Genomic DNA, 14078 nt, shown 5'->3' on the forward strand with positions numbered 1-14078 from the left:
ATACGCAGCGCTACAGCAGGGCTAGTTACACTTGGCCGTGCAGTACAACGACGTTGTCGATGTGAGCGATAGCTTCGGCGGAACCAACGATGCCCAGAGCTACGTCGGCGTGGGTGCCGCCGTTCTCCAGTACAGCTTCCCAAGCAGCTTTGCCAGCGTCGTCAGCAGCACGGCCGGTAGCCGACTGGTAAAGAGCGTCAATGAAGTCGCTGTTGGACTTGTCGGTAGCTTCAACCGAACCAACGATGCCTTTGGCAACGTCTGCGCGGCTGGTGCCGTTGAACAGCTGGGATACCCAAGCGTCCAGGCCAGCTTCGTCGGCTTCGCGGCCCAGAACGCTGGTGTACAGGTCACGGACGAAGTCGCCATTGGACTGGTCGCGGTCCTGAGCTTCCTCAGACACAGCGATAGCTGCAGCTACGTCGGCCAGCGAAGCGCCGTTGGCCAGTACAGCCTGCCATGCATCGGAGCCAGCTTCGTCAGCGTCGCGGCCCAGCAGGGTGTTGTACAGGTCGTTGATGCTGGCTTCGGTAGCAGCACCGCCGAACTCGGCAGAGTTCAGGAACTGGTTGGCGATGTCAGTCAGCGAAGTACCTTCGTTCACCAGGCCGGTGAATGCCTTGGCGCCTTCAAGGTCAGCGTCGCGACCCAGGATGCCTTGGTACAGGCGCAGGGCTGCTGCTTCTTCGTCGCTGTGAGCCAGGGCTACAGTGTCACCGTTGGCGAACGACAGGAACTCAGCGTTGCTGATAGCAGCGGTCTGGTTGCCGGTCAGGTTCACGGTGAAGTTGTTGCCGACTGCGAAGTCGTAGTCTTCGGCAGAGCCGTCCAGTTGAACAACGTCGTAACCTTCGCCAGTGTTGACGATGTCAGCGTGGTTGCTGCCGCTCAGGATGACAGTGTCATTGCCCGAACCGGTGGTCACGTTGTTGTTGCCAGCGCCAGCGATAACTACGTTGTCGCCATTGCCGGTAACGATGGTGTCGTTGCCGTCGCCAGCGTCGATCAGGGTGTTCTGGTCGCCTTTAACGGTGATTACGTCGTCACCGTTGCCGGTAGCTACTACCAGTTCGATAGCCGAGGTGTCGACCGCAGCCAGTGCGAAGGCTTGAACGTCGGCAGCTGGGGCAGCAGCTTGGCCTTCCAGGTTCACGACCAGGTTGGCGTCGCTCTGCAGGTGGTAAACGCTGGCGCCAGCAGCTTCAGCTGCGGCCAGGTCCAGTACCACGGTGTCGCCTTTAACGCCTTCAACAGTGCCTTGAACGATGCTGGCAGCACCGGATTCTGGCAGCTGAACGGTAGTGCCGGTGATACCAGCAACCGAAACGGTCTCTGCGTTATCCAGGTTCAGCAGGCTGTTGATGGCCTCGATGGTGGAGTCGGACAGGTTGGCGCTTTCGGCGGTCAGAGTAGCTTGTACGTCGCTGCTCGATACGGGATTATCGTATTGCATGGTGTATTCCTGTTACTTCAGGCCGGTTGGCCTGCTGCAATAGTAGTCTGCTCAGTTGCAGAGTTTTCCCACGGAGACTTAAGGCGGGCAGCGTTCATCTTCGTAACGGGGGTCAGGGCGATATGCAGCGCCACCAGCGGCTCGTTGCCGGTGGGGCCATGCATCATCTGATTGGCGACCAGGCGTTGTGGTTCGGCATTGCCGAACACCACAACGCCAGTCAATTCGTAGTGTTTGCGCAGAGGGCCGACCAGGCTGAAACCAACACACAGTAGTGGTAGGCCCTGCGCCTTGGCGCCGACGAACGTCCCCGTCGACACATTGCGACAAGGCCCTGAGCCAGCCACCATGCAGGTGTAGAGCAAATCTACGCCTACCGGTTTTTCAGCCCATTCGACGGCAAACGATTCAATGAAGTCTTCGGTACCGGGTGCACCTACCCAACCCTCATTGGAGGTTACCTCACCCGCCTTTTTCAGGTGGGCGGTAAGCGTGATGGGCAAGGGTTTGGCGCTGGCAGCAATGGCCTGGGCTGGCTCAGCAGTCGCGACAACGGCATAGGTGCGCATGATGGCCGGCGAGGTATCAATGCGGTCGATGCGAAGGTCGATCGGGTCGATCACTTCGTCGAACATGTGGTATTCGGTAATCAGAACGGTGGTTACACCACCTTTGACCCGAGCCACAATGGTGTCGCCCAGTTTGGTCAGCATGTTTTTGCTGACGCCCTCGGCGGGGAAGAAGTCGATGGAGCCTTTGCCCAATGGTGCTTGCTGTAGAGCGATGCACACCGGCTTGTCGGCAGGTGGCTGCGAGGCGTAGCGGAAGATGTACATGCCCGGCTCGAGCAGCGTAACCCGGGAACTGATTTTCAGGCCGTCAAGGGTCTGCGAAGGCATAGACATGGCGTTGTTAAGCTCCTTTTAAGCAAAAACACTGGTAGCTAACTTGCTCAAACCCGTGCGTGCACCAAGCGGCCGGTTAAGGCTCCCTGCGAGTGGCGAAGATGCCGTCCGAGGGAAGGGTTGTCAACCAAGAAATCTAAAAAAAATTTCATATCCTTCCGGAACTTAGCGCTGGCTTTCGCGCTCTCGAGGGGCTGGTTTAAGTACCCGACAAAAATAATAGGGTTACCCAGGCTGGAGAGAAATATCAGAAAAATCAGCAGCCTATCCAAAGCGCTACGCAGGTTTCGCCTCGGCCTGATTTTTTTGACTAAGCCTTTGCAGGAAGGTTTGACCTACTAGCCGTTTGTCGCCTTGTGTTGCGTCTGGCGAACGGTGGAGGTTCAGGGCCGGATTGCTCAGCAAACTTTCATGAATAATCGCGGCTGGTCGGGGAACGAGCTGGTTTCCGGATAATCTGAGAGCCAGACGTACCTATGCGGGTGTTACACTGCCTGCCGCTTCCGCCTTCCTCAGTATGGATACCATGAGTTCACAATCCGAAAATAATCTGCAAGCTGCCCTTAAAGCTTGTAAAAGCAGCTTCCTTTCGGTCGGTTTCTTCAGCTTCTTCGTCAACGCGCTGATGCTGGTGCCTACCTTCTTCATGATCCAGGTATCGGGTCGAGTCGTGCCCTCCAGCAGCACTTCAACATTGCTCATGTTGACGCTGATCCTGACCGTGCTGCTACTCACAATGGGGGCACTGGAGTGGGTACGTTCTCGCATCATGGTTCGTATCAGTAACCGTCTGGATGTGTTGCTCAGTCGGGATGTATACCGTGCAAGCTTCAAGCGCGCGCTGACCAGTGGTGGTGCGGATGCAACTGCGCAATCCTTGAATGACCTTACAGCCTTGCGCCAATTTTTTACTGGGCCAGGCTTGTTTGCTTTCTTCGATGCTCCCTGGTTTCCGATTTACACCATCGTGATGTTCCTCTTTCACCCGTGGTTCGGCTGGATGACGCTGGCGTGTGGTGCCGTTCTGTCGGTGCTGGCTGTCGTCAACCACCGTCTTACAGGGCAGGCGTTGGCTGCGGCCAACAAAGAGAACGTGGCTTCCAACGTGGTAACGACCAAGACGCTGCGTAACGCCGAAGTGATCGAGTCTATGGGTATGCTCGAGACGCTGATGAACCGGTGGGCTAAACGCCAACGCAACATCATGATGCTGCAGTCACAGGCCAGTGACAAAGGTGGGATCGTAAGCTCTACCTCTAAAACGTTCCGTATGTGGTCGCAGTCGATCATGCTGGCCATTGGCGCGTATCTGGTCGTTACCCATGAAATCAACCCCGGGTTGTTGATGGCGGGCTCGCTGCTGCTGGGGCGTGCGCTAGCGCCGATCGACCAGATGATCAGCAGCTGGAAAGGCTTTGTCGCAGCCAAAGTGCAATATGACCGCCTCAACAAAGTGATGGATGACCTGAACAATGAGCCTGAGCGTATGCCATTGCCTGCGCCAGAAGGCCACATCCAGGTCGAGAACCTGATCGTAGCGCCCCCTGGTGCCAAAGCTCCTGTATTGCGAAGCATCAGTTTTGTAGCGCCGGCAGGTTCAATCGTGGGCATCGTTGGCCCGAGTGCGGCAGGCAAATCCACGCTGGTGCGCGCATTGATGGGGATCTGGCCGCCGCAGCATGGCGTGGTGCGTCTTGATGGCGCCGATATTGCCAGCTGGGATAAACAGGCGCTGGGCCCGTATGTGGGCTATTTGCCGCAAGACATCGAACTGTTCGAGGGCAGCATCAGCGAAAACATCGCGCGGTTCGACAAGGTTGACCCTGAAAAAGTAGTGCAAGCCGCGCAAATGGCAGGTGTGCATGAAATGATCCTGATGTTGCCAGATGGCTACGACACGGTCATTGGCAGTGAGGGCGTGAACTTATCGGGCGGTCAGCGCCAACGGATCGGTCTGGCGCGCGCCATTTACGGCAACCCGCGCCTGATCGTGCTCGACGAGCCGAACTCCAACCTGGACGATGTGGGCGAGCGTGCATTGGGCGTGGCCCTGCAAAAGCTCAAGGAAACTGGCGCCACGGTATTTATCGTCTCTCACCGCCCCAATATCCTTACCCGCCTGGACCGTATTCTGGTAATGGCCGGCGGCACCATTTCGCTGTACGGCGAGCGCGATCGCGTTATCGCTGAACTGGCCGCCCAGCAAGCCAAGCTTCAGCAGCGTGGGGCGCAAGCGGCGGCTGCCCAGGCGCCTGCCACTGCGCCAACTGCTCCACCCGCGCCAGATGCTGCCCCTGCTGGGCCGGCGGCGGTTGTGCCCGCCACTACCAGTACTGGCGTTTGAAAGGACTTCTAGATGAGCAGTAAAGCAATTACAAATTTCGACCACAATTTCGATGACATGCCAACGTCGGACCGCGGTATACGCCGGATTGGTTTGACCATCGTCTTTGTCACCTTCGGCATTTTCGGTACCTGGGCGGCTTTCGCCCCTTTGAGCAACGCAGTGCACGGCACCGGCGTGGTCACCGTGCAGAACTATCGCAAAACCGTGCAGCACCTGGAAGGCGGTATCGTCAAAGAGTTGCATGCCCGGGATGGTGACCTGGTGAACAAAGGGGACCCGCTGATAGTGCTGGACGAGTCACAGCTCAGCGCTGAATACGAGTCCACCCGCAACCAGCTTATCGTTGCACGCTATAAAGAGGCACGCCTGCGCGCCGAGCGCGACGGCCTGGCGTCGATCCCTTCGGTGACGATGGAGGGCACCGACTCCAGTCGTGCCCAGGAAGCGTTGGCCGGGGAGCAGCAAGTGTTCAAGGCGCGGCATGATTCTTTGCAGGGCGAAATTTCTGTCAACCGCGAGCGCATCCAGCAAATGCAGCAGCAGATTGCTGGCTTGAACGACATGATTCGCACCAAGACAGGCCTTGAGAAGTCCTATTCGGGTGAAATCAAGCAACTGAAAGAGTTGCTGGCGGAAGGGTTTGTCGACAACCAGCGGTTGCTGGAGCAGGAGCGTAAGCTTGACATGCTCAAGACCGAAGTGGCTGACCACCAGTCCAGCATCACCAAGACCAAGTTGCAGATTGGCGAGACCGAACTGCAAATCGTGCAGTTGAAGAAGAAGTTCGATGCCGATGTTGCCAAGGAGCTTTCCGACGTACAGGCTCAGGTGTTCGACCTGCAGGAAAAGGAAGCAGCGCTTCGCGATCGCCTTTCCCGCGTAGTTATCCGTGCCCCTGAAAGCGGCATGGTGCTGGATATGAAGGTGCACACCATTGGCGGTGTCGTCAGTGCCGCAACGCCGCTATTGGATATCGTGCCAGCGCAGTCCGAGCTTGTAGTAGAAGCCAAAGTTGCCCCGCGGGATATCGACCGGCTGGAATTGGGCAAAACTGCGGACGTCCGCTTCTCGGCTTTCAACCAAGCCACTACGCCGATCATCGAGGGTAAGCTGACGCGCATTTCGGCGGACAGCCTGGTTGATGAGCGCTCGGGCGATCAGTACTACCTGGTGCGCGTTAAAGTCACCGAAGACGGCATGAAGAAACTGGCCGGTCGCAAGCTGCAACCTGGCATGCCGGCCGAAGTCTTGATCAATGCAGGCGACCGCACCATGCTGCAGTACCTGCTGAAACCGGCGCGCAACATGTTCGCTGAATCGCTGATTGAGGAATGATCGTGCTGCGTTTGCTACCGGGAGTAATATTGTGCATGGTCGCCTGGCAGGCGGTGGCCGTGGAGGGGAGGGGTGGCGAAGGCGTTGCTCCGAAGGGCGTGTCGGCTTCTACTTATGCGTTGGACCTGGCCGGGTTGTACCGGGAGGCGCGCCTTGAAGACCCGCGGGTGTTGGCGGCTTACGCACGGGCGCGCTCTGCGAGTGAGCAGCAGCGTGCCGCGCTGGGTGGGTTGTTGCCCCAGGTGTCGGCCAATGCCAACTCCAGCCGCATTCTGCGGAAGAACGAACTCGAGCGCGACATCTACAACACCGAAACCTATTCGCTCAGCTTGACCCAGTATCTGTACAACAAGCCGGCTTGGGAGCGTTACCAGAAGTCCAAGAGCCTCAAGGCACAGAAGGGGTTTGAGGCGGAGGATATCTTGGCGGAGGCCACGGTCGACCTGGCCAAGCGCTACTTCGTAGCGCTGGCGGCAGACGACGAGTTGGCCCTGGTCCAGGCGGAGCGCCGGGCCACCCAGAAAAACCTTGACCGCGTCAGTAGCATGTTCGACCGGCAAATGGCCAAGATCACCGACAAGCTGGATATGCAGGCGCGAGTAGACTTTTTGCTTGCGCAGGAAGTGGAAGCGCGCAACCAGGTGCAGGTCAGCCGCGAGGCGTTGGCCGAGATTGTCGGGCGCCCTATTACCGAGCCGCTTAGCCGGGTTCGTAATGACGTGGCGTTGCAGGCGCCTACCCGCCCCTTGCAGAACTGGGTCACTCAGGCTATTGAAACCAACCCGATGCTCAAGTCGTACCAAAGTGGAGCAGACGCAGCCACAGCGGCGGTGCGCGAAGGCAAGGGTGAGCACTATCCGCAGTTGGGCCTGAGCTTGACTGCGCAGCAGAACGACCAAGGTTATGACAACACCCAAACGCCGCGCAGTGACAGCTATGTAGCGTCGCTGGGGTTGAAAATCCCGATCTACAGCGGGGGTTCCACTTCTGCTCGGGTGCGTGGGCTGTACGATGATCAGCTGGCAGCTGAAGAGCAGTTGGAGGGCGTGCGGCGCCAGGTGGTCAAGGAAACTACCACTGCCTACCTTACCGCTCAGGCCGCTGTCGAGAAAATTCGCGCCAACCGCAATGCGTTGTCATCGGCGCAGCAGTCCAGCCTGGCGGCGCAGAAGGCATTTTCTTTCGGCGTGGTCAATGCCGTGGATGTGCTGACCGCAGTTCAGAACGAATTCAAGGCCCGGCGCGACCTGCTGAAAACTCAGTACGACTTCATCACCAACCTGTTTCTGCTGAACCGCTGGGCAGGGGAGTTGACCGAGGAAAGCGTCCACAATGTCAATGTCTGGCTTAGCCCGGTGCCTGAAACCAGCCTGCCGGGTGGTGATGTGGCGCGGGTCAATGCGCGCGGCTGATTGAGCGCCCGACGGCAGGCAGCGGTCCACATGGGCCCCGCCTTCCGTTTCAGACCTTTCCTACACGCTAGATGCTGGCAAGCCATTGCGCGGGTACTTATCCTTTAGCTCATCAGCTAGGTCGTTCATCCGTTGCACCTTCCCCAAGGCGCTGGCCGGCAAGCCGTAAATGGCACAACCCGCCACGCGGTTATTTTGCGAGTCGAGTCCTCCGTCCGACCTATGTATACTTCCGCATCAAATCTTTACACGCGCGGCAGGAACGGCCCGCGTGGTTCCATCATTTATCCATGCCCGCACGGCACTATCGGAGTTGGTTAAGTCGCATGAAAGCAATCGTTACGGGGATCACTGGTCAAGACGGCGCCTACCTGGCGGAACTGCTGCTGGACAAAGGTTATACCGTTTACGGCACCTACCGTCGCACCAGCTCGGTCAACTTCTGGCGCATCGAGGAGTTGGGTATCCATACCAACCCTAACCTGCACCTGGTCGAATACGACCTCACCGACCTGTCGGCCAGCATCCGTTTGCTGCAAACCACCGAGGCCACCGAGGTATACAACCTCGCCGCACAAAGCTTTGTGGGTGTGTCGTTCGAGCAACCGCTGACCACCGCCGAAATCACTGGCCTGGGCGCGGTCAACCTGCTCGAAGCCATTCGTATCGTTAACCCCAAGGCGCGCTTCTACCAGGCTTCCACCTCGGAAATGTTCGGCAAGGTGCAAGAAATTCCGCAGGTCGAAACCACCCCGTTCTACCCGCGCAGCCCTTACGGCGTGGCCAAGCTCTACGCTCACTGGATGACCATCAACTACCGTGAGTCGTACAACATCTTCGCTACCAGCGGCATCCTGTTCAACCACGAGTCGCCACTGCGTGGCCGTGAGTTCGTGACCCGCAAGATCACCGACTCGGTAGCCAAGATCAAGCTGGGCCTGCTGGACAAGCTGGAGCTGGGCAACCTCGACGCAAAACGTGACTGGGGCTTCGCCAAGGAATACGTTGAGGGCATGTGGCGCATGCTGCAGGCTGACGAACCGGATACCTTCGTGCTCGCCACCAACCGTACCGAAACCGTACGCGACTTCGTTACCATGGCCTTCAAGGCAGTTGGTATTGAAATCAAGTGGAGCGGCAAAGACGAAGCGGAGCAGGGTAGCTGCGCTGCAACCGGTAAGGTACTGGTTGTCATCAACCCGAAATTCTACCGCCCAGCCGAAGTCGAACTGCTTATCGGCAACCCGGAAAAGGCCAAGAATGTGCTGGGCTGGGAGCCCAAGACCAGCCTCGAAGAGCTGTGCCGCATGATGGTCGAAGCCGACCTGCGTCGTAACGAACAAGGGTTCTCGTTCTGATGCAAATGGCCAGCAAACGCGCACTCATCACAGGTATACACGGGTTCACCGGCCGCTACATGGCGGCAGAACTACGAGCTGCTGGCTATGAAGTTTTCGGCACTGGCAGCCAGCCCCTGCAGGCCCCTGACTACCGTCAGGTCGACCTTGCTGATGGGCCTGGGTTGCGCGCGTTGCTGGCCGAACTGCAGCCGGATGTCATCGTCCATCTGGCTGCCATTGCTTTTGTAGGGCATGGTGCTGCCGACGCGTTCTATCAGGTCAACCTGATAGGTACGCGCAACCTGCTCGAAGCTATTGCGGCCTGCGGCAAAACACCTGAGTGTGTGTTGCTTGCCAGCAGTGCCAATGTTTACGGCAACGTTTCCGAAGGGCTGCTGAACGAGCAGACGCCGCCGGCGCCCGCCAATGATTACGCGGTCAGCAAACTGGCCATGGAATACATGGCCAGGTTGTGGTGCGATCGGCTGCCTATCGTTATCGCGCGGCCCTTCAACTACACCGGTGTTGGGCAGGCAGACAACTTCCTGCTACCCAAGATCGTCTCGCACTTTCGCCGCAAGGCCGAAGTGATCGAGCTTGGCAACCTGGATGTCTGGCGCGACTTCAGTGACGTGCGCGCGGTTGTCCAGGCCTATCGTGGCTTGATCGAAGCACGGCCGGTCGGGCAGGCGATCAATGTCAGCTCTGGTACAACCCATTCGTTGCGCGAAGTGATCGGGAAGTGCTCGGCTATTACGGGGCACCAACTCGAGGTACAGGTGAATCCGGCTTTTGTCCGCGCTAACGAGGTCAAAACCCTGTGTGGTGACAACGCAAAGCTGCGGGCCTTGTTACCTGGCTGGGAAACCCCGTCGCTGGATGAAACGCTGGGTTGGATGCTTGCTGATAAATGAAGCTTATCCTTTCTGTAGAGTCGGTGCGCTTTCCGCTCACCGGCATTGGGCGTTATACCTATGAATTAGCCTCGCGGCTGCAGCACGCTGAGGAAATCAGCGAGTTGCGGCTGTTTGCTGGTCGCAAGTTTTTGCCCGAACTGGTTTCACCTTCTGACCAGTCCGACGCTGTGCACGGCCTGAAGCGCTTTGTGCAGAAAAACGCACTGGCTGTGGAAGTGTACCGGCGGCTGATGCCCATTTTGCGCAAGCAAGCGCTGCGCGGGCATGAAGACTTCATCTATCACAGTACCAACTTTTACCTGCCGCCATTTGCAGGTCCGCGGGTCGCGACGTTTCACGATTTGTCGCCGTTCACTTGGGCGCACTGCCATACGCCGCAAATCGCGCGGTATCTGCAAAAGGAGCTTACGCAAAGCCTCAAGCGTGCAGATGCCTTGATTACCGTATCGCACTGCATGCGACAGGAACTGGCCGACTATTTCAATTGGCCGCTGGACCGGATTCACGCGGTACCCCTGGCCAGTTCACCACAGTTTCACCCCCGCAGCCCCGATGCCCTGCGTGAGGCTCTGGCCCGCCATGGCCTGCAACCGGGCGGCTATAGCCTGTTCGTTGGCACCATCGAGCCGCGTAAGAACATCGTCTCGCTACTGGATGCCTACAGTCGTCTGCCGCTGGCCCTGCGCCAACGCTGGCCGTTGATTCTTACCGGTTACCATGGTTGGCGCAGCGAAGCCATTCATGACCGTATCGCCCAGGCGCAGCAGCAAGGTTGGGCCCACTACCTCGGGTTCGTGGCCAGCGCAGACCTGCCTTTGCTGTTCGCCGGCGCGCGCCTGTTCACCTTCCCGTCGCATTACGAAGGGTTTGGCTTGCCGGTACTTGAAGCCATGAGCTCCGGGGTGCCCGTTGTGTGCTCCAACAGCTCGTCGCTGCCTGAGGTGGCAGGCCCGGCTGCGCTGATGTGCGCACCTGATGATGTAGAAGGGTTGACTGCATTGTTGCAGAAAGGGCTTGAGGACGAAGCCTGGCGGGCAACGGCGGTGCAGCAGGGCCTGTTGCATGCCGGCGGCTTCTCGTGGGAGCGCTGTGCCCAGGCAACGGTCGAGGTTTACAAGCCGGTCAGGGAAAGATGATAAAGGTTCTGCATTTTTTCAAAACGTACTATCCGGACTCCATGGGCGGTATCGAGCAGGTAATCTTCCAGATTGCCGAAGGGACTCAAGCCCACGGCGTTGAACCTGAAGTGCTCTACCTCAGCCCACGGGGCTCAGGGCGTGACGAACGCGTGGCCAACCACCGCACCCATCGGGCCAAGCTCGATTTGCACGTCGCCTCCACGGGCTTTTCGCTGTCGGCAATGAAGGATTTTGCCGAACTCGCCAGGCAGGCAGACATCGTGCATTACCACTTCCCCTGGCCGTACATGGATGTTGTGCACTTCCTGGCCCGGCTGAACAAACCGACCGTGGTCAGCTACCACTCCGATATCGTCAAGCAAAAGTGGCTGCTCAAGCTCTACCAGCCCTTGATGCGGCGGTTCTTTTCCAGCGTTGATCGTATAGTTGCATCTTCGCCGAATTACGCCGCGCATAGCCCGGTGCTGACCCAGTTCAAAGACAAGGTCGCCATAATTCCCTATGGTCTGGACCGGTCCACTTATCCCGCCGCCAGTGCCGAGAAGCTGGCCTATTGGCGGCAACGCCTGGGCGAGCGTTTTTTCCTGTTCGTTGGCGCCTTGCGCTATTACAAGGGCCTGGATTATTTGCTGGAAGCCGCGCGTATCAACGGCTTGCCGGTGGTGATCATGGGGGGCGGCTTCCTTGAGCATCAGCTGAAGCAGCAGGCGGCGGAGGCGGGGTTGCACAATGTCCAGTTCCTGGGCGGGCTGCCGGATGACGACAAGGCGGCGTTGCTTGAACTGTGCTACGCCTTCGCTTTCCCGTCCCACCTGCGTTCGGAGTCGTTCGGCATCTCGCTGCTGGAGGCGGCCATGTATGGCAAACCGCTTATCTCCTGCGAAATGGGATCGGGCACCACGTTCATCAACCTGGCCGACGAGACGGGGCTGGTAGTGCCTCCACGCGATGCCGCAGCGCTGGCGCAAGCCATGCAACGGTTGTGGGACGATCCGGCCATGGCCCAAACCATGGGAGGGCGGGCGTTGCAGCGCTATGAGCAGGTATTCACCGCATCGGCCATGGCGTCTGGCTATGCCGAACTCTATCGTAGCCTGCTTTAGCTGTTCACCCGCGCAGCCAAGCAGCAAGTCCGGTCGGCCATTGCGGCACCCAAGCGCGTTGCACGGTGGTGGATCGGGCAGTGTTTGCGCCCTGGCAATTTCCGTTTAAACCTGCGCCCCGTTGACTCGAGACAGAGCTATATGGAAAAACGCACGATACTCGTTACAGGTGCAAGCGGCTTCATCGGCAGCGCGCTATGCCGTCAGCTGGCCAGTAACGCGGGCTTCGATACCCGAGCCGCACTGCGTGGCAATGGCCAGGCGCCCGTTGCGGGTGCGCAAGCGGTGCGCATCGCTGACCTCGCCGCCAGCACCGACTGGGCTGCAGCACTGGCCGGTGTCGATACTGTGGTGCATGCCGCTGCCCGGGTGCATGTCATGAAGGAAACTGCCAGCGACAGCCTGGCCGAGTTCCGTCGGGTCAATGTCGAGGGCACGCTCAATCTGGCCCGCCAGGCCGCTGCCGCAGGTGTAAGGCGCTTTATCTTCATCAGCTCGGTCAAGGTCAATGGTGAGCTCAGCCAGCCAGGCAAGCCGCTGCATGCTGATGATGTGCCGGCACCGCAGGATGCCTACGGGCTGTCCAAGCTCGAAGCAGAGCAGGGGTTGCGCCAGCTGGCAGCGACTACCGCGATGCAGGTGGTTGTGATTCGCCCTACGCTGGTCTACGGGCCGGGGGTCAAGGCCAATTTCCATAGCATGATGCGTTGGGTGCAGCGTGGTGTGCCACTGCCATTCGCAAAGCTCGACAACCGTCGCAGCCTGGTGTCGGTGGCCAACCTGGTCGACCTGATCATTACCTGCATTGACCATCCAAACGCCGCCAACCAGACCTTCATGGCCAGTGACGGGGAAGACGTTTCCCTCAGCCAGTTGCTGCATGCGCTAGGTCGCGTGCTGGGGCAGCCGGCACGCCTGCTTCCTGTGCCGGTGGGGGTGTTGCATGGCGCAGCGCAGTTGGTGGGGCGGCGGGACCTGGCCCAGCGCCTGCTCGGCTCACTGCAGGTGGATATCGCCAAGAACCGGCAGTTGCTCGGCTGGTACCCTCCCTACACGTTGGAACAAGGACTGAAAATGACCGCTCAATCTTTGCTGGAAGCGCGCCGCCCATGATCTGGCTCGTTTTGGCGGCAGGCGTGGCAGCATGGTGGATGACGGCAGCGCTGCGACGTTATGCGCTGTCCCGTAGCCTGATGGATATCCCCAATGCTCGTAGCTCACATACTCTGCCTACGCCGCGCGGCGGCGGCTTGAGCTTTGTGGTGGCTTTCCTGCTGGCAGCGCTTTGTATAGCTCTTACGGGGCATATCGCACCTTACGTGGTAGTCGGGGTGCTGGGCGCCGGGGGGCTTGTGGCGGTGATCGGCTTCATGGACGACCACGGGCATATCGCTGCGCGCTGGCGCCTGTTGGGCCATTTTGCGGCTGCGGCCTGGGGCCTCGCTTGGCTGGGGGGCATGCCGCCCATCAGTGTGTTTGGCTTTACGCTGGCCCCCTTATGGCTGAGCAGCCTATTCGGCGCGCTGTACCTGGTATGGCTGCTGAACCTCTATAACTTCATGGATGGTATCGACGGCCTCGCCAGTGTCGAGGCCATCTGCGTTTGCGTGGGGGCCAGCCTGTTGTACTGGGTAACCGATCATGCTCATCACGCCTGGCTACCCCTGTTGCTGGCTGCGACGGTGGCTGGCTTCCTATGCTGGAATTTCCCCCCTGCCCGCATCTTCATGGGTGATGCGGGCAGTGGTTTCCTCGGTATGGTGCTGGGCCTGCTGGCGTTACTGGCAGGTTGGGTAAACCCGCTATTATTCTGGGGGTGGTTAATACTTTTGGGTGTGTTCGTGGTGGATGCCACATTTACCTTGGTTCGGCGTTTGCTGCGCGGCGACAAGGTTTACGAAGCGCATCGCAGCCATGCTTACCAGTACGCGACCCGCCACCACGGCAGCCACCGCACAGTCACCTTGGCCGTAGCGGCCATCAACCTGGGTTGGCTGTTACCCGTGGCTATGGTGGTCGTGGTATTTCAGCTCGATGGTGCACTGGGAACCTTGGTGGCCTACGTACCTCTGATAGGGTTGGCGTTAATCTATAAAGCAGGGGAAAAAGAATAGGATGAGCAAGCTC

The 14078-nt window shown here is 59.0% G+C and carries 11 protein-coding genes; 9 read left to right on the plus strand and 2 right to left on the minus strand.

What is annotated here, in order from left to right; all coding sequences use genetic code 11:
• Positions 1 to 25: 25 nt before the first annotated feature.
• Both GEV39_RS06270 and GEV39_RS06275 read right to left on the minus strand, forming a co-directional pair.
• Positions 26 to 1453 (minus strand): DUF4214 domain-containing protein, encoded by a 1428-nt coding sequence (locus GEV39_RS06270; RefSeq protein ID WP_110677910.1) that lies wholly within the window; start codon positions 1451 to 1453, stop codon positions 26 to 28.
• 17 nt (positions 1454 to 1470) lie between these two features.
• The gene (locus GEV39_RS06275) at positions 1471 to 2352 is read right to left on the minus strand and encodes a hypothetical protein (RefSeq protein ID WP_110677912.1); all 882 of its coding nucleotides are present in this window, start codon (positions 2350 to 2352) and stop codon (positions 1471 to 1473) included.
• Between the two features lie 532 nt (positions 2353 to 2884).
• Between GEV39_RS06275 and GEV39_RS06280 the strand changes: the two genes are divergently transcribed.
• The 9 genes from GEV39_RS06280 (at position 2885) to GEV39_RS06320 (ending at position 14065) form a co-directional block, all read left to right on the plus strand.
• A complete protein-coding gene (locus tag GEV39_RS06280) occupies positions 2885 to 4702 on the plus strand; it encodes a type I secretion system permease/ATPase (RefSeq protein WP_110677914.1) in 1818 nt (605 codons plus the stop codon).
• A gap of 12 nt (positions 4703 to 4714) precedes the next feature.
• Positions 4715 to 6040, plus strand: a complete 1326-nt coding sequence (locus GEV39_RS06285; RefSeq protein WP_054911851.1) for an HlyD family type I secretion periplasmic adaptor subunit — start codon at positions 4715 to 4717, stop codon at positions 6038 to 6040.
• The gene (locus GEV39_RS06290) at positions 6037 to 7452 is read left to right on the plus strand and encodes a TolC family outer membrane protein (RefSeq protein ID WP_054911852.1); all 1416 of its coding nucleotides are present in this window, start codon (positions 6037 to 6039) and stop codon (positions 7450 to 7452) included. Before GEV39_RS06285 ends, GEV39_RS06290 begins: the two co-directional genes overlap by 4 nt.
• 326 nt (positions 7453 to 7778) lie before the next feature.
• Positions 7779 to 8810, plus strand: coding sequence for a GDP-mannose 4,6-dehydratase (gmd, locus tag GEV39_RS06295; RefSeq protein ID WP_054911853.1), 1032 nt, complete (start codon positions 7779 to 7781; stop codon positions 8808 to 8810).
• The gene (locus GEV39_RS06300; RefSeq protein ID WP_029885244.1) at positions 8810 to 9706 is read left to right on the plus strand and encodes a GDP-mannose 4,6-dehydratase; all 897 of its coding nucleotides are present in this window, start codon (positions 8810 to 8812) and stop codon (positions 9704 to 9706) included. The genes gmd and GEV39_RS06300 overlap by 1 nt, the downstream gene beginning before the upstream one ends.
• Positions 9703 to 10845 carry a glycosyltransferase family 4 protein gene (locus GEV39_RS06305; protein WP_173887905.1) on the plus strand — a complete coding sequence of 381 codons (1143 nt, stop codon included), beginning with the start codon at positions 9703 to 9705 and terminating at the stop codon, positions 10843 to 10845. The genes GEV39_RS06300 and GEV39_RS06305 overlap by 4 nt, the downstream gene beginning before the upstream one ends.
• Entirely contained in the window at positions 10842 to 11951 is a 1110-nt protein-coding gene (locus GEV39_RS06310) for a glycosyltransferase family 4 protein (RefSeq protein WP_029885246.1), read from the plus strand. Before GEV39_RS06305 ends, GEV39_RS06310 begins: the two co-directional genes overlap by 4 nt.
• Positions 11952 to 12092: 141 nt before the next feature.
• Positions 12093 to 13064 (plus strand): UDP-glucose 4-epimerase family protein, encoded by a 972-nt coding sequence (locus GEV39_RS06315; RefSeq protein WP_054911856.1) that lies wholly within the window; start codon positions 12093 to 12095, stop codon positions 13062 to 13064.
• Positions 13061 to 14065: an MraY family glycosyltransferase gene (locus GEV39_RS06320; RefSeq protein ID WP_054911857.1), complete on the plus strand. Its 1005-nt coding sequence runs from the start codon at positions 13061 to 13063 to the stop codon at positions 14063 to 14065. The genes GEV39_RS06315 and GEV39_RS06320 overlap by 4 nt, the downstream gene beginning before the upstream one ends.
• Positions 14066 to 14078: the final 13 nt, after the last annotated feature.

Source organism: Pseudomonas sp. NY5710, assembly GCF_013305665.1.
GTDB classification, from domain to species: domain Bacteria; phylum Pseudomonadota; class Gammaproteobacteria; order Pseudomonadales; family Pseudomonadaceae; genus Aquipseudomonas; species Aquipseudomonas juntendi.